The sequence below is a fragment of the Bradyrhizobium sp. LM2.9 genome (assembly GCF_054056555.1).
The window spans coordinates 6,027,369-6,043,560 of record NZ_JBSRYJ010000002.1 but is presented as its reverse complement, the minus strand read 5'-3'; the positions used below and the strand labels follow the sequence as shown (position 1 = coordinate 6,043,560).

The 16,192-nt window shown below is 65.8% G+C and carries 12 protein-coding genes and 4 pseudogenes; 4 read left to right on the top strand and 12 right to left on the bottom strand.

Going from position 1 to position 16,192, the window contains the following annotated elements; genetic code table 11:
• Positions 1–115: 115 nt before the first annotated feature.
• Positions 116–901 carry a tetratricopeptide repeat protein gene (locus ACVWW3_RS31140; RefSeq protein WP_456647640.1) on the top strand — a complete coding sequence of 262 codons (786 nt, stop codon included), beginning with the start codon at positions 116–118 and terminating at the stop codon, positions 899–901.
• Positions 902–976: 75 nt separating this feature from the next.
• On the opposite strand, the pseudogene ACVWW3_RS31135 reads toward ACVWW3_RS31140, so the two are convergent.
• From ACVWW3_RS31135 to rsmI, 7 genes and pseudogenes are all read right to left on the bottom strand, one after another.
• Positions 977–2,267, bottom strand: a pseudogene (locus tag ACVWW3_RS31135) (AAA family ATPase).
• Positions 2,264–2,998 (bottom strand): CpaD family pilus assembly protein, encoded by a 735-nt coding sequence (locus tag ACVWW3_RS31130; protein WP_456647642.1) that lies wholly within the window; start codon positions 2,996–2,998, stop codon positions 2,264–2,266. Before ACVWW3_RS31130 ends, ACVWW3_RS31135 begins: the two are co-directional and overlap by 4 nt.
• 56 nt (positions 2,999–3,054) lie before the next feature.
• Positions 3,055–4,572 (bottom strand): type II and III secretion system protein family protein, encoded by a 1,518-nt coding sequence (locus tag ACVWW3_RS31125; RefSeq protein WP_354048538.1) that lies wholly within the window; start codon positions 4,570–4,572, stop codon positions 3,055–3,057.
• A 10-nt stretch (positions 4,573–4,582) separates the two neighbouring features.
• A complete protein-coding gene (cpaB, locus tag ACVWW3_RS31120; protein ID WP_354048493.1) occupies positions 4,583–5,407 on the bottom strand; it encodes a Flp pilus assembly protein CpaB in 825 nt (274 codons plus the stop codon).
• Between the two features lie 309 nt (positions 5,408–5,716).
• Positions 5,717–6,661 (bottom strand): glutathione synthase, encoded by a 945-nt coding sequence (gene gshB / locus ACVWW3_RS31115; RefSeq protein WP_354048494.1) that lies wholly within the window; start codon positions 6,659–6,661, stop codon positions 5,717–5,719.
• A 30-nt stretch (positions 6,662–6,691) separates the two neighbouring features.
• Positions 6,692–7,075 (bottom strand): annotated as a pseudogene (locus tag ACVWW3_RS31110) (YraN family protein); the annotation flags it as partial.
• Positions 7,062–8,012 (bottom strand): 16S rRNA (cytidine(1402)-2'-O)-methyltransferase, encoded by a 951-nt coding sequence (gene rsmI, locus ACVWW3_RS31105; protein ID WP_456647643.1) that lies wholly within the window; start codon positions 8,010–8,012, stop codon positions 7,062–7,064. The pseudogene ACVWW3_RS31110 and the gene rsmI, both read right to left, overlap by 14 nt.
• A gap of 338 nt (positions 8,013–8,350) precedes the next feature.
• On the opposite strand from rsmI, the gene ACVWW3_RS31100 reads away from it, so the two are divergent.
• On the top strand, positions 8,351–9,604 hold the full coding sequence (locus ACVWW3_RS31100; protein WP_456647644.1) for a penicillin-binding protein activator: 1,254 nt from the start codon (positions 8,351–8,353) through the stop codon (positions 9,602–9,604).
• An 18-nt stretch (positions 9,605–9,622) separates the two neighbouring features.
• Here ACVWW3_RS31100 and hemW read toward each other — a convergent pair.
• From hemW to rph, 3 genes and pseudogenes are all read right to left on the bottom strand, one after another.
• Positions 9,623–10,778 (bottom strand): annotated as a pseudogene (gene hemW / locus ACVWW3_RS31095) (radical SAM family heme chaperone HemW).
• Positions 10,765–11,400 (bottom strand): RdgB/HAM1 family non-canonical purine NTP pyrophosphatase, encoded by a 636-nt coding sequence (gene rdgB, locus ACVWW3_RS31090; RefSeq protein WP_456647646.1) that lies wholly within the window; start codon positions 11,398–11,400, stop codon positions 10,765–10,767. Before rdgB ends, hemW begins: the two are co-directional and overlap by 14 nt.
• An 11-nt stretch (positions 11,401–11,411) precedes the next feature.
• Positions 11,412–12,125, bottom strand: coding sequence for a ribonuclease PH (gene rph / locus ACVWW3_RS31085; protein ID WP_354048504.1), 714 nt, complete (start codon positions 12,123–12,125; stop codon positions 11,412–11,414).
• Positions 12,126–12,306: 181 nt separating this feature from the next.
• Between rph and hrcA the strand changes: the two are divergent.
• Together hrcA and grpE are read left to right on the top strand one after the other, a co-directional pair.
• Positions 12,307–13,396, top strand: a pseudogene (hrcA, locus tag ACVWW3_RS31080) (heat-inducible transcriptional repressor HrcA).
• 94 nt (positions 13,397–13,490) lie between these two features.
• Positions 13,491–14,096 carry a nucleotide exchange factor GrpE gene (grpE, locus tag ACVWW3_RS31075; RefSeq protein WP_247352638.1) on the top strand — a complete coding sequence of 202 codons (606 nt, stop codon included), beginning with the start codon at positions 13,491–13,493 and terminating at the stop codon, positions 14,094–14,096.
• A gap of 79 nt (positions 14,097–14,175) precedes the next feature.
• Here the strand turns inward: grpE and pncA are convergent, their stop codons facing one another.
• Together pncA and ACVWW3_RS31065 are read right to left on the bottom strand one after the other, a co-directional pair.
• Entirely contained in the window at positions 14,176–14,898 is a 723-nt protein-coding gene (pncA, locus tag ACVWW3_RS31070; protein WP_456647647.1) for a bifunctional nicotinamidase/pyrazinamidase, read from the bottom strand.
• A gap of 100 nt (positions 14,899–14,998) precedes the next feature.
• Positions 14,999–15,940 (bottom strand): hypothetical protein, encoded by a 942-nt coding sequence (locus ACVWW3_RS31065; RefSeq protein ID WP_354048509.1) that lies wholly within the window; start codon positions 15,938–15,940, stop codon positions 14,999–15,001.
• Positions 15,941–16,192: the final 252 nt, after the last annotated feature.

Sequence of the window (16,192 nt, the reverse complement as noted above, 5' to 3'; positions counted from 1 at the left end):
GTGAAGCGGTTTTCCGAAAAGATCATGCTCAAACAATAGACAGAAGCGCGCTTCCTTAACGGGACTTTAGCGTTAATCGGTAAGCATCTCTGATCAGTCGCCGAGTGATCAGAGTATGTCCAAGCGTTTGTCCATTGCCTCTCCTCCAGCGAGATTTCTGTTTTCCGCGCTTCTGATCCTGGCCCTCGGCGGCTGTCAGACCACAGGCATCGAGGACATCACCGGCGCCCTCGGCGGAAAGTCGGAAACGGCCGGCAGGCTCGACGCCAAGCCGGACGTGAAGCCGGACATGGACGCGCTGCGTGAGCGCTATCGCGCCAAGCCTGGCGATCCCAACGTCGCACTCGAATACGGCAAGGCGCTGCGCCAGACCGGCCAGCGCGCGCAGGCGCTTGCGGTGCTGGAGCAGGCCGTGCTCGCGCATTCCACCAACAAGGCGGTGCTCGCCGGCTATGGCCGCGCGCTCGCCGACAGCGGCAATTTCCAGCAGGCGTTCGACGTCCTCGGTCGCGCGCATTCGCCTGAAGATCCAGACTGGCGCATCCTGTCGGCGCAGGGCGCCGCGCTCGATCAGCTCGGCCGCAGCGAGGAGGCGCAGCAATATTACGCCACCGCCTTGAAGATCGTGCCCGAAGAGCCGTCGGTGCTGTCCAATCTCGGACTGTCCTACATGCTCCAGAACAACCTTGCGCGGGCCGAGGAAACGCTGCGCCGCGCGAATTCGCGCAACCCCGCCGATTCCCGCGTGCGCGCCAACCTCGCGCTGGTGTTGGGGCTGGAAGGAAAGCAGGCCGAAGCCGAAACCATCGTGAAGGCCGATCTGCCGCCGGATCAGGCGGCGGAAAAGGTCACGGCGCTGCGGCAGTTGCTGGCGAAGAAGCAGCAGCGGGCGGACAAGTAAGCCGCCGACTGCCTGGTCTTGACGCGTTTGCTTGACGCGAACCGGTATCCACTTCGCGCGAAAGCGCGCTTGCGCTTACGACGCCTTGCGATGCGGGGCCGACCCGCGCCCCGACCTGCCCTTCAGCTTCTTCAGGAGCGGTCCGAGCAGCGAGCGCTTCGGCTTCTTCACCTCGCCGCGCCCGGCGAGGCGGTTCGCCATGTTCTGGAACAGCTCGGTGGTGCGATGGCTTTTGGAGACCTCCGCAATCATCTGGCCGTTGTTGGCCGCGGTGGAGAACAGCTTCGAATCGAACGGGATCACCGCGATCGGCTGGCTCTCCATGGTTTTGGCGAATGCCTTGATCTCGATCTCCGCCCGCTTCGGCATGCCGACCTGGTTGATGCAGTAGAGCGGCGGCCGGTCGTTCGGCCGCGCCGCCTTCAACACGTTCAGCATGTTCTTGGTGTTGCGCAGGTTCGCAAGATCGGGCTCGGCCACGATCACGATGTCGTCCGCGTTGACCAGCGCGCGCCGCGTCCAGCCCGACCATTGATGGGGAACGTCGAGCACGATGCACGGCGTGGTCATGCGCAGCGTGTCGAACACCGCGTCGAAGGCCTCCGCGCCGAAATCGTAGACGCGGTCGAGCGTTACGGGCGCGGCGAGCAGGCTGAGCCGCTCGGTGCATTTGGCGAGCAGGCGCTCCATCAGCGCCGTGTCCGGCCGGTCCTGCGACAGCACCGCATTGGCGATGCCCTGCATCGGGTCCTGGTTGTAGTCGAGACCCGCGGTGCCCGAAGGCAAGGTCGAGATCGATCACGACGGAGTCGAGCGCGAGGTCGCGGGCGATGGTCCAGGCCACATTGTGCGCGACGGTGGAGGCGCCGACGCCACCCTTGGCGCCGACCACCGCGATGACGCGGCCGGTGATGATGGTTTCGGACGCCGAGAACAGGCTGCAGATCGAGCGGACGACGTCGAGCGTTTCGACCGGTCCCACCACATAGTCGTTGACGCCGCGGCGCACCAGCTCGCGATAGGGCGCGGTGTCGTTGGGATTGCCGATCACGACCACACGGGTGCCGGGATCGCAGACGCCGGCGAGGTCGTCGAGCCCTTCGAGGATGTCACGCGTGCCGTCGGATTCGATCACGATGACGTTCGGCGTCGGCATCGTTTCATAGACTTCGATGGCCGCGGCGAGGCCACCGTCCTTGGCGGTGAGATGTGCCTTGGCAAGACGGCGATCCTGCCCGGCCGCGGTCATCGCGGCGAGCGTCTGCGCGGTCTCGCAAAAGGCCTGCACGGAGATGCGAGGAACCGGCGCAATGTGTTCCTCGGGATGCTGCGGATCGTCCGCTTCTTCGTCGTGGACGCTTGTCATCTGCCTGTGTCGCTGAGTTTGGCCTTGTCGGCCTCTGGATTGGCGGTCGCGATCGGCGTGCCCTTGCGATAGCGCTCGAAGGCGATGTCGCGCCGTGCGGTATAGACCGGCGTCTCGGACCGCGGCTGCTCGAGGTCGGCCGGATTGTCGATCATCGCCGCGAGATTGCGCTGGGTGGCGCAGCCCAGATTGAAGTAGGGCCGGTTCTCGTTGTAGCCGGGATCGAGAATGTTGGGGCCAACGTCTTCGGGCCACAGCCCGCAGGGGCCGGCGACCGCGGCGATCCGCGAATAGCTCAGGCGGATGGTGGGCAGCAGTCCGGGATCCTCGGGCCGATAAGGATGCTGGACGATCGCACGGGAGGGTACGCCGCCGGATGCGAGCACGGAACGAATTTCGTGATAGGTCGCCGCCGCCGCGCGCGAATTCGCGGCGTCGACGGGGACGTCGACGACAACCGAGCCCGTGCCTTCGCGGCCCCAGTCACTGGCAACACCAGCGACGTCCGAGCGCTGTGCGGCCGAGAGACCGCCGCGAGCCTTGCCGACGAAGATCACGATCGACTTCTTGGCTTCCTGCACCACGATCGGGTGACGCTGGCGATAGTCGGTCGGCACCGTCTGGGTGACGGTCTCGCCGGTGGTGTTGCAGGCGCCCAGCATGACGGAGAGTCCCGTCAGTGCCAGCGCGACGCTCAACTTGCGACGTCGATCGGCCATGGTTTTCGTCATCGCTTCATCCCCTCTTGCCCGTCCCTCGCCCCGTTCCCCAAGCCGTCCGTTCGTCATCAGTCGATGATGAAACCGAAATCGTCGGGCGTGCCCGCGATCGGATCGACGCGGCGCGCGATGCCATAGAGGCGGTTCATGCGGCCGAGCAGCGCCGTCTGGGCGTCAGACGCCGGCGCGAAGCCGTCGTCGGGCCGCGACAATTCCTTCTGGGCCACCGCGCGCACCACATAGGGCGTCACGATCACCATCAGCTCGGTCTCGTTGTTGACGAAGTCCTGGCTGCGGAACAGCGCGCCGAGGATCGGCACCTGGTCGACGCCGGGCAGGCCGTTGATCGCCTGTTTGGTCTGCTGCTGGATCAGGCCGGCCATCGCCATCGAGCCGCCCGAGGGAATTTCCAGCGTCGTTTCGGCGCGTCGGGTCTGGATCGAGGGGATGGTGATCGAGTTGGTCGAGGACGAGGACAGCGCCTGGGTGACCGTGATGGCGCTCTGGCTCGACAGCTCGGACACCTCAGTCATCACGCGCAGGCTGATTCGGCCCTCGCTGAGCACGACCGGGGTGAAGTTCAGGGAGATGCCGAACTTCTTGTAGGTGATCTGGGTGGTACAGACGTGGGTGACCGGATCGCAGGCATAGCCTGACGGAATCGGGAATTCGCCGCCGGCGATGAAGGTGGCGGATTCGCCGGAGATCGCGGTCAGGCTCGGTTCGGCGAGCGTGCGCATGACACCGGCGCTTTCCATCGCGCGCATCGTGGCGCTGACGGTCGCGACGCCCTTGGTGAGGCCGGCAACGCCTAATCCGTTGTTGCTGACGATCGGTCCGCCGCTGACCGAGAACGGGTTGGAATTGTTGAAGTTGACGACCGCGGTGCCGGCGTTCAGGCTGGCGCTGAGATCGACGCCCAGCTGCTTGACGATATCGCGGCGCACTTCGCCGACGACGACCTTGAGCATCACCTGGTCGCGGCCGCGCACGACGATGTTGTTGACGACCTTCTCAGAGTTGCCGACCAGCTTCGCGGCGACGTCGCCGGCCTGCTGGGCCTCGACCGGGCTCGACACCGAGCCGGTCAGCATCACGCTGTCGCCGACGCCTTCGATCTGCACGCCCGGCAGCGACTGACGCAGCGCCGCACGCATGCCGTTGAGGTCGCGCTTCACCGCGATGTCATAGGCGGCGACCTGCTGGCCGTCGGCGCCGAAGAACACGACGTTGGTCTGGCCGACCTGTGCGCCGATGATATAGGCGCGTTGGGCCGAGCGGATCACCGCATTGGCGATCTTGGGATCGGCCACCAGCACGTCCTTGACCTCGCGCGGCAGGTCGATGACGGCGGATTTGCCGACGCCGAGCGACAGGAAGCGCGTCCTCGCCGGCGCGATCGTCGCGACCGATGCCACATCGAGATCCGGTGCCTGCATCGGCGCCTGGTCGCCGACCGGCGCATCTGCGGCGCTGACGATATCGGGGGCTGCGAAGAGCCCCAGGATCAGCATCGTCCCCGTCCAGAACGAGCGCGCGCGATTCCCCCGAATGCGCATGCCGGTCCGATCATCCCCGTAGTTCATCATGTCCCCATCACTTCTGTGACGTCAGTTGCCGCGCCTGCACGCCGTAGCGAATGACGTTGATCCCGCCGGGACGCTTGATCGCCTGGTCCTCGGGCGTGCCGTCGACCGAGTTGGCATCGACGATGCTGCGCAGCGCGAGCGACAGCGTGCCGCTCTGACGCGCGGCCGATAGCGTGGCGACCTGGTCGGGCCTGAGCTCGAGCGTGACGGTCTTGCCGACGACGGCGTTCTGGCCGTCCTTTTCCTTCGGCGCCTGGTCGATCGCGAGCACGCGGATATTGGTCAGGATGACCTCGGACAGGACGAGGTCGTTACCGCCGGTCGGGCCGTTGCTGTTGTTCGCGCCGTCGGGATTCTTCAGGCGGCGGGTCAGCACGACGTCGACGCGGTCATTCGGCAGGATGAAGCCGCCGGCGCCGGTCTCGGCTGAGAGTTCGGTGGAGACGGCGCGCATGCCCGACGGCAGGATCGCGGCCATGAAGCCGGAGCCTTCGGCCTTGACCAGCTTCTGCTCGCGGATCGGCTCGCCTTGCATCAACGGCACGCGCGCGATCGAACCTGCGATCTGGGTCTGCGCCTCGGGCCTGTTGTCGCGCCGGATGAAGGCGCTGCTCGCGGTCGCCGCCGGCCAGACCTGCCATTGCAGGTCATCGGGCTTCACGGCCTGGCCGAGTTGGATGTCGTTCTTGGCGACCAGGACCTCGACCGTCGGCAGCTTCTCGGCGACGGGGAGAGCGGGCGCGGGCCTGTTCTCATAGCCGCTCGCCAGATACGCAGCGACGCCGCCGGCGCCCAGCGCGATGACGAGAACGACAATGCGTGCGGTGTTCATACGCCTCTACTCTTACGCGGGGCACTCGAACCGCACCTGGCGGGTTCCCCGACGTCGATGAGTAGGCAGTAAAAGTATAAGGGGTGTTGCGAGGCCGAATGTGAGCGCGGGCGGCGCTGCGGTCTTTCGGCAGATGGTGAACGTCGCGTTAGCCGGTCGGCCACTAGCTCCGTAGTTTCACGCAGCGGCCCACGCGTTCGAATGATGCGCGCGGCGTCATGGTGAATGGGTGGTTAGTGGTGTGCGCGCGGAGCAGCGTGCGCGGTGCGTAGCCCGGATTTTTCTTCACTCCAGGCTACGCACCCGTGCCTACTTCGCCCGCTTCTGCTCGATGACGTCCCAGAGTTTTGCCGCAACGTCGGGGCCGCCGAGATTTGCAATCGCGCGAATGCCGGTTGGCGAGGTCACGTTGATCTCGGTGAGGTTGCCGTTGATGACGTCGATGCCGACGAACAACAGCCCGCGCTCGCGCAGCGCCGGCCCGACGGTGGCGCAGATCTCGCGCTCGCGCGGCGTGAGCTCGGTCTCCTGCGCTGCGCCTCCGCGCACCATGTTCGAGCGGAGGTCGTCTGCGGCCGGGACGCGGTTCACCGCGCCGGCGAACTCGCCGTTGATCAGGATGATGCGCTTGTCGCCGTGCTTCACCTCGGGGATGAACTGCTGGATCACCCAGGGCTCCCTGAAGGTCACCGAGAACATGTCGAACAGCGACCCGAAATTCATGTCCTGGGGCATCACGCGGAATACCGCCGCGCCGCCGTGGCCGTGCAGCGGCTTCATGACGACGGCGCCGTTCTTGTCGCGAAAAGCGTTGATCTCGTCCAGGTCGCGCGAGATCAGCGTCGGCGGCATCAGCTGCGGAAAGTTCATCACGAGCAGCTTTTCCGGCGCATTGCGCACCGAGGCGGGATCGTTGACGACGAGTGTCTTCGGATGGATGCGTTCGAGAAGGTGGGTTGAGGTGATGTAGGCGAGGTCGAACGGCGGGTCCTGGCGCAGCAGCACCACGTCGAAGCCGTTGAGCGCCTCGCGCCGGGGCTCGCCCAGGGTGAAGTGATTGCCGGGCTCGTCGCGCACGGTGAGCAGCTGGACGGGAGCGACGATCTCCTCGCCGACCATCGAGAGCTTGTCGGGCGTGTAATAGGACAGGCCGTGGCCGCGCTTCTGCGCCTCCAGCAGCAGCGCAAAGGTGGAATCGCCCTTGATGTTGATGCGGGCGATGGGATCCATCTGGACGGCGACGTTCAGTTTCATGGTCTGCCTTTCAGGTCCCGAGGCGTCGAATGCCGCCAACACATGGCGTGGAAGTGACCGCGGCGCAATCAGCATGGCATCGAATCGCATTTCAAATTCCGCATGCTCGGGATGCGCGACAAGCCAGCCTTGCGCGGCATTGATGATGCGCTGCTGCTGGCGCGGCGTCACGGCGAAGGCGGCGTCGTCCAGCGTCGCGCGCGCCTTGACCTCGACGAAGGCGATCAAATCGCGGCGGCGCGCCACGATATCGATCTCGCCATGCGGTGTGCGGTAGCGTTTGGCGAGGATGCGGTAGCCCTTGGCCATCAGATAGGCTGCGGCGCGGCTTTCCGCGGAGATGCCGGTGCGGAACGCGGCGACGCGCTCGGGCGAGGCGACCTTCGGTTCCGCCGGGACCTCATTCTTCGCCATCGCTGCCCCGCAGGTCTTTGGCAAGCGCGAGCGCGCGGGCATAAACCTCGCGGCGCGGCCGGCCCGAGAGCGCGACCGCGTGCGCCACCGCGTCCTTGACGCTGTGCGCGGCAAGCTGCTCGCGCAGGACGTCGTCGAGCGCATCCGATGTCAGCATCTCGGCATCCGGCGCAGGCGGAGCGATCACCAGGACGAATTCGCCGCGCGTCTCCAGCGTGTCGGCGTCGCGCGCCAGCTCCTGCAGCGTCGCGCGCGAAATCTCCTCGTGCAGTTTGGTCAGCTCGCGGCAGATCGCGGCTTCGCGGGTCCCCATGATCTCGGCGAGCTCCGCGAGCGTGTCCTGCACGCGGTTGCCGGAGTCGAACATCACCAGCGTCGCATCGATGCGCGCGAGTTCGGCCAGGCGCGATCGTCGCGCGGCCGATTTCGACGGCAAGAAACCCTCGAAGAAGAAGCGGTCGGTCGGCAGCGCGGCGACCGACAACGCCGCCAGCACCGAGGACGGACCGGGCAGCGCGTAGACTGCGTGGCCGGCGGCGCAGACCTCGCGCACCAGCTTGAAGCCGGGATCCGAGATCAGCGGCGTGCCGGCGTCCGACACCAGCGCGATCGAGCCGCCCTGCCTCAGCGCCTCCAGGATTTTTGGACGGGCCGCTTCGGCGTTGTGCTCGTGATATTGCTTGAGCTGCGCCGCAATGGCGTAGCGCTCCGTCAGACGCCGCGTGATGCGGGTGTCCTCGCAGGCGATGACATCGACCCCGGCGAGGGTCTGCAGCGCCCGGAGCGTGATGTCGCCGAGATTGCCGATGGGGGTCGCGACCAAATGCAGACCCGGCGCGGCCTTCGGCGCCGCAAGACGATGGGCGTCGATGGAGAAACCGCGCGAGGCGGGATCCGCAGTCTCAGGTGTATTTATCGGGGATGGCTTTGCGCGCATAATGAATCGAACTTAGGCATGATCCCCGGGGCTGGGAACCGGTCCTCGGAAAAAGATCGCTTGGGTGAGGGGCGAGGAAGGACGGGAATGTGATCCATCCGGCATCACATTCCAGAGGGAATGAAGCGTCAGCGCCATATTCATGGCGGAAACGCCGCCTTGATGCTGGATGGCGGCGGTGGACAGCTAGCCAGGACTTTAAGGTTGAGCCGCGTTAAGCGGTCATTATCCTTTTGTTTGAGTTAACTATTTGCCGACAATATGCCTGAATCCAGGGCTTGTGTCGTGGAAACAATGTCGTGACCGGCTGGCGACGGTCGGTCAGAAGAGAAGCTGCTATGACGGGCCCGCGTGATCCCAGATCTTCCTTTTCGGAGGAGTCTCCCGTTCGGGGGCCCCTGATATCAGGGGCGACCCGGCGGAGCGCGCTCGGCCTGTTGCTCGGCACGCCGCTGCTGTCGGCCTGCGCCGGCGTCCAGCAGAGCCTGAGCCAGTTCTCCAGTCCGTTCAGCAGTTCCTCCCCGCCTCCTGCCCAGCCGGCAGGCCCGCCGCAACAGGCAACGACCGCCGGCACCGGCGGGGTGAAGGTCGCCGTGATCCTGCCGCTCTCGGCGGCCGGCAATGCGGGTCTTGCCGCGCAGTCGATGCGCAACGCCGCCGAGATGGCGCTGGCCGAGTTCCAGAATCCCAACATCCAGCTCCTGATCAAGGACGACAATGGCAGCCCGCAGGGCGCGCAGGCGAGCGCGCAGCAGGCGGTCGACGAAGGCGCCGAGATCATCCTGGGTCCGCTGTTCGCGCAGTCGGTGCCTGCGGTGGCCCAGATCGCGCGCACGCGCGGCATCTCGGTGATTGCGTTCTCGACCGACTCCAGCATCGCCGGCCGCGGCGTTTATCTGCTCAGTTTCCTGCCGGAATCCGACGTCAACCGCATCGTCGAATATTCTGCCGGCATCGGAAAGCGCGCCGTCGCCGTACTCGTGCCAGACAATGCCTATGGCAATGTGGTCGAGGCCGCGGTGAAGGCGGCAGTGCCGCGCCGCGGCGGGCGCATCGTCGCGTTCGAGAAATACGGCGCCGATCGCGCGACGCCGGCCCGGACCGTGGCGCAGCAGCTCGGCAGCGCCGATGCGTTGTTCATCGCCGATGACGGCGACGCCGTGGTCGCAGTCGCCGATGCGATGACCGCGGCGGGTGCAAATTTGCGCAATATCCAGCTGCTCGGCACCGGCCTGTGGGACGGTCCGCGCGTCTATGCCAGCCCAAGCTTGCAAGGCGGCCTCTACGCCGCGCCGGACCCGGCCGGCTTCCGCGCCTTCTCCGGCCGCTATCGCACCAAATACGGCGCCGAGCCGGTGCGTACCGCAACGCTCGCCTATGACGCGGTCGCCCTCGTCGCCGCGCTGGCGCGCACACAAGGCACGACGCGCTTCTCGTCGGACGTGCTCACCAATCCCTCCGGCTTTGCCGGCATCGACGGCCTGTTCCGCTTCCGCGCCGATGGGACGAACGAGCGCGGGCTTGCGGTGATGAAGGTGACGACCGGCGGCGGCGTGGCCGTCGCGGGCTCGCCGAAGAGTTTTGGGGCGTAGTTGCTTTCGTAGAACTCGTTACGCCGCCAGATCCGCAACCACCGCGTCCAGCACCGGGAATCCGCTGCTGGTGACGCGCAGACGCCCCGTTGCATCCACCGTGATCGCGCCTTCTTCGCGCAGCAGCGTGATGCGCTTGGGATCGAGCGAGCGGCCGGAGAGAGCCCTGTAGCGCTCGGGGTCGATGCCTTCTGCAAGGCGCAATCCCATCAGCAGGAATTCGTCGGAGCGCTCTTCGCTGTTGAGGAGATCGTCGGTGACAATGCCGTCGCCGTTGGTCTCGACCCGCATCAGCCAGGCTTCGGGGCGCTTCTCGGTGGCGGTGGCGTGCCTGATACCGTCGATGTCGAGCCGGCCATGGGCGCCGGGGCCGACGCCGGCATATTCCTCGCCGCGCCAGTAGACCAGATTGTGCCGGCACTCGGCGCCCGGCCGCGCATGATTTGAGATCTCGTAGGCGGGCAGGCCGAGCTTGTCGCAGGTCTCCTGGGTGACGTCGTAAAGCGCGCGTGCGACCGCTTCATCCGGCGTCTTCAGCTTGCCGGCCTGATGCAGGCCAAAGAACGGCGTGCCTTCTTCGATCGTCAATTGATAGAGCGACAGGTGCTCGGCCGCTTCATCGATCGCGAGACGCAGTTCGTCGGCCCACATCGCCGGCGTCTGGTCGGGACGGGCGTAGATCAGGTCGAACGAATAACGATTGAACGAGCGGCGCGCGATGGCGACGGCATCGAGTGCCTCGCGCGCGCTGTGCATGCGGCCCAGTGCTTTCAGTGAGGCATCGTCGAGCGCCTGCACGCCGAGCGAGACGCGGTTGACGCCGGCGGCGCGATAACCGGCAAAGCGCGTGGCTTCGACGCTGGTCGGGTTTGCCTCCAGCGTGACTTCGACGTCTTTCGCCACAGCCCAGTGCTTGCCGATGGCGTCGAGCACAGCGCCGACAGTCGCAGGCTGCATCAGCGATGGCGTGCCACCGCCGAGAAAGATCGAGGTGACCTCGCGACCGGGCGAACGTTGCGCGGTCGTTTCGATCTCGCGCGCGAATGCTGCCGCAAAACGCGCTTCGTCGATCGCAAACGTGGCGGACATGGCTGTTGAAGTCGCAATAGGGGCACTTCGACAGGCAGAACGGCCAGTGCACGTAGACGCCGAAGGCTTCCTTAGCGCGGTTCAAGGCAGATCTCCGCCAGTTTCACGAAGGCGCGGGCACGATGCGACAGACCAAGACCGAGCGGCGGCAGGCCGTGCTTCTCGATGCTCTCCATCTCGCCGAAAGTGCGGCTGTGGCCGTCGGGCAAAAACATCGGGTCGTAGCCGAAGCCGGCGGTGCCGCGCGGCGGCCACACCAGCGTGCCGTCGACGCGCGCCTCGACCTCTTCGAGATGATCGTCAGGCCATGCGACGCAGAGCGCGGAAACGAAGTGCGCCTTGCGCTTGTCGGGCGTGGTCGCGCCGCGCTCCTGCAACAGCCGTTCGATCTGCGCCATCGCCGCGGCAAAATCCTTGCTCGGACCGGCCCAGCGCGCTGAGTAGATGCCCGGCGCGCCATCGAGCGCGTCGACCACGATGCCGGAATCATCGGCGAAAGACGGAAGCTTCGTCGCTTGGGCTGCCGCGATCGCCTTGATCGCGGCATTGCTGCGGAAATCGTTGCCGGTTTCTTCCGGCTCGGGGAGGCCGAGCTCGCCGGCCGACACCGCCTCGATGCCGTAAGGCGCGAGCAGCTCCTTCATCTCGGCGAGCTTGCCGGGATTGTGGGTCGCGATGACGAGCTTTCCGGTGATTCGGCGATGCATCGGCCTATTGACTACGCTACCGCCAGTTTCTGCAAGTCCACGAGACGCGCGACGCCCTTGCGCGCCAGCGCCATCAGCGCCAGCAACTCGGCTTCCGTGAACGGCTCGCGTTCCGCAGTGCCCTGGACTTCGATGATGCGGCCATCGCCCGTCATGACGAAATTGGCGTCGGTGTCGGCTTCCGAATCCTCAGCATAGTCGAGGTCGAGCACGGGCGTGCCTTTGTAGATGCCGCAGGAGATCGCGGCGACGTTGTCGCGCAACACGTTGGCCTTGACCATGTTGCGCGCCTTCATCCAGTTGACGCAATCGGCGAGCGCGACCCAGGCACCGGTGATCGAGGCGGTGCGGGTGCCGCCATCGGCCTGGAGCACGTCGCAATCGACCGTGATCTGGCGCTCACCCATCGCTTCGAGATTGATGATGGTGCGAAGCGAACGGCCGATCAGGCGCTGAATTTCGACGGTGCGGCCGCTCTGCTTTCCAGCCGAGGCCTCGCGGCGGGTGCGTTCCGAGGTCGCGCGCGGCAGCATGCCGTATTCGGCGGTGACCCAGCCGCGGCCCTGGCCCTTCAGCCATGGCGGCAGGCGGTCTTCCAGTGTGGCGGTGACCAGCACGTGGGTGTCGCCGAATTTCACCAGGCAGGAGCCTTCCGCATATTTGACCACGCCGCGCTCCAGCGTCACGGGGCGCAATTCGTCGGGCGCACGGCGGCTTGGCCGCATGGGAAATCCTCCAAAACTCTCGGAAAAGGGCTGTTCGCGGTGCTTGTAGGTGGGGTGAGGGTGGGCGGCAAGGGGGAAGATCGAGACCTTATTCACCCCCGATTTTCGATCCGCGAACGCCACGCTTGTCAGAAGCGCCCGGGATAGACAAATTACGTGCATCCGAGAGGAGTTACCGTCTGTGGCCCATCACGATCCGATCCATCTGATCGCGCCGCGCGCGGGTCTCGCCCAGCTCAACGAGCGTTCCCGCGACATCTTTCGTCAAATTGTCGAAAGCTATCTCGCGACCGGGGAGCCCGTGGGCTCGCGCAATATTTCGCGCCTGATCGCCATGCCGCTGTCGCCGGCCTCGGTCCGCAACGTCATGGCCGATCTGGAACAGCTCGGCCTGATCTATGCCCCGCATACCTCCGCCGGCCGGCTGCCGACGGAACTCGGCCTGCGCTTCTTCGTCGATGCCCTGATGCAGGTCGGCGACCTCACCGAGGCCGAGCGGCAGGCGATCCAGAGCCAGCTCACCTCCGTCGGGCAGGCGCAATCAGTCGAGGCCGCGCTGGAGGAGGCGCTGACGCGGCTCTCCGGCCTCACGCGCGCCGCCGCGGTAGTGCTGACGCCAAAATCCAATGCGCGGCTCAAACACATCGAATTCGTCCGCCTGGAACCGGAGAAGGCGCTGGTGATCCTGGTCGGCGAGGATGGCCAGGTTGAAAACCGCGTGCTGGTGCTGCCGCTCGGGGTTCCCTCCTCGGCACTCACCGAGGCCGGCAATTTCCTCAACGCGCGGATCCGCGGCCGGACCCTGGCCGAGGCGCGGCTCGAGCTCGAGACCGCACTTGGAGAGGCCCGCGCCGAGCTCGATCAGCTCACGCAAAAGGTGATTTCCGCCGGTATCGCCAGCTGGTCCGGTGGCGAGAGCGAGGACCGCCAGCTCATCGTCCGCGGCCACGCCAATTTGCTCGAAGATTTGCATGCGCTTGAGGATCTGGAGCGCGTTCGGCTGCTGTTCGACGATCTCGAAACCAAGCGCGGCGTGATCGACCTGCTCGGCCGGGCCCGAGACCGCGGAAGGCGTGCGGATCTTCATCGGCAGTGAGAACAAGCTGTTCTCGCTGTCGGGCTCTTCCACCATCATCTCGCCCTATCGGGATGCCGCCGGCCATATTGTCGGCGTTCTGGGCGTAATCGGGCCGACACGGCTGAATTATGCCCGTGTGATCCCGACCGTGGACTACGCCGCCCGCATCGTCAGTCGCCTCCTGGGGGGCTGACCGGCGCCTGGGCCGATCACGGGCGCTTGATTTTCGCCGCCCGAAGCACGATATCCGGGCGAGAAAATCCCTGAGACGTTTGAGAAGAGAGCCGATGACCGATCGAGACCGGCAACCCGAAGACGCGGCCGCTGCGACGCCCGAGCCCGTGGTGTCAAAACCCTACATCATGCCGGATGATCCCGAGCCCGGCTCGGTCGAGCTTTTGCAGAAGGAAGCCGCCGAGGCGCGCGACCGCATGCTGCGGACGCTGGCCGAGATGGAAAATTTGCGCAAGCGCACCGCCAAGGAGGTCGCTGACTCCAAGCTCTACGGCGTCACCGGCTTTGCCCGTGACGTGCTCGATATCGCCGACAACCTCCAGCGCGCGCTCGATGCCGTTCCGGCCGATGCCCGTGCGGCGGCCGATCCCGGCCTGGCTTCGCTGATCGAGGGCGTCGAGCTGACCGAGCGCTCGCTGCTCAACGCGCTGGAAAAACACGGCGTGAAGAAGTTCGACCCCTCGGGGCAGAAGTTCGACCCGAACTTCCAGCAGGCGATGTTTGAGGTTCCCGATGCGTCGGTGCCCGCGGGCACCGTCGTGCAGGTGATGCAGGCCGGCTATACCATCGGCGAGCGCGTGCTGCGCCCCGCTTTGGTCGGTGTCGCCAAGGGCGGCGCGAAGGCCGCGCCCGCCGCCAATAGCAACGAGCCGGTTTAGCTCTCAATCCCCATGTTGAGGAGACGCGCGCGGAGAAGCGCGCTCCTCGGGATGAGGGTCTTGCAGCTCTTGGCGTCGCCTACGCGCTCGCCGCGATATCCGCAGACTGAATCCGCTTCACGCCGGCCTTGGCCATGTCGGCCCAGGCTTTTGCCAGCGAACCCTGATTGTCGATGCCGCGGCAGGCGTCTTCCACCACATAGACCTCGAAGCCCGCCTTGCGGGCGTCGAGCGCGGTCCAGGCGACGCAGAAATCCGTCGCCAGCCCCGCGACGAAGACGCGCTTAATCTTGCGCGCCTTCAGATAGCCGGCAAGGCCGGTCGAGGTCTTGCCGTCGGCTTCGAGGAAGGCCGAATAGCTGTCGACGTCCTTGTGAAAACCCTTGCGGATGATGAGTTCGGCGTGCGGGATCGCAAGGTCCTTCGACAGCGCGGCGCCGTCGGTGCCCTGCACGCAATGGTCCGGCCACAGCACCTGCTTGCCGTAGGGAAGATCGACAGTCTCGAACGGCTTCTTGCCGGAGTGTGCCGACGCAAACGAAACATGGCCTTGCGTGTGCCAGTCCTGTGTCATCACCACGTTCGAAAACGCTTTGGCCATCTTGTTGATGACCGGCACCACCTGCTCGCCTTCCTTTACGGCGAGGCTGCCGCCGGGCAGGAAGCAGTTCTGCACGTCGATCACGAGCAGCGCGGATGCATCGTCCGGCTTGATCGATGCCGCTGCTAAGAGCGCGCTTGGCACGAGGGTCGCGAGCGCCGTCGTTGCAAGCGCCGTCAAGATGTTTCGCCGATCCAGCATGGTCCGCCTCCCTCCAGATTGAACGGAGGAGAGCCTAGTTCCGCTCGTGTACGAACAGAAGCCCGAAAATGCAGCCGGATGTGGTCAGCGCATGGGCCTTTCAGCCCTTCGGCTGGATGCCGTCGCGTACCGCGCGGAAGCGGGTGAAGGCGGCCGGCCACTGGTCGCGCGGGGCGCTGGCGATGATGCGCAGCGAAGCGCCACCGCTGCTGAAGCGGATCCACTGCACCACGGTCACCGCCGTCTTGTCCTTGCCGCTGATACCGTCGATCCGGGTCTCGAAACCCTGCTGGCCGTTGATGCGAAGCGGCTCGGACATGGTGACGCGCGACTCGCGCACGCCAGGAATCTGCAGCGCCGCCTCCTGGGCGAAGCGGGCGCGGTCGTCGGCCTGCTGCGGGGTGGCGCCGATCACGCCGAGGATCATGAACGGCTTCGATTCATAGCCTGTGCTCTCGTCGCCGTCGGCCAGGATGATGCTCGAGCCCGGCGCCAGCGTGCGGACGTCCTTGAATTCGGCGAGATCGGTGATCTTGAACGGCATCAGCGCGAGCTGCTCGTCGGCCGAGACCTGCTTGCGGGTGGCGACGCTCGCAAACATCTGCCGCACCGCCTCGTCGGTGTAGATCTTGATCGCATTCTCCGGAATCTGCACCGCGACATAGCCGGAGAAGCCGGCGCCCGGCACGATCATCGAATAGCGCCTCACGGGGGTTTCGCCGGCCTTGCCGCTCTCGGTGGTGAAATAGGCCAGGCCCGCAGGCGTCTCGATCTTGTCCTGCTTGACGCCGTTGGTTCCGGCCGGATTGGAATTGAAGGCGCTCACGACCTCGCCATAAGCCGCCGGCGGCAGCTCGGTGATCAGCACCTTGACGTTGCCGTCCTCGCTCTGGAAGCCCGGAAACGTCTTGGCCGTGCTGAGGCCGACCAACGGCACCATGCCGAGGCGCAAGCCAGGCGGGAAAACGGCGTCGGCAGCCAGAGCCGGAAGTGCGGAGGCGACGAGGAGGGCGAGCGCAGCGAGGGGGCGGGTCAGCTTCATGGGCACTCTGATTGGTTCACATTGAGGCCGTTCGATGGTCGGCCACCGGGCCGCTTTGTCGCGCGGCGCAGCCTCGATGGCGGCTCTCCGGCGCCCGCCTTTTAGCGGGTTTGCCTCGCCGGTAACAGGGCACGCGGATCATGGTGGCGGGGGCTGGCTGATATCTGAACCTGTTAATAATTCCTCACCCGCAAGGGCGGTTCAGCCCGGATATGATGCTCCCAAACCCGATGTTTTCACGGCCGAAACTTG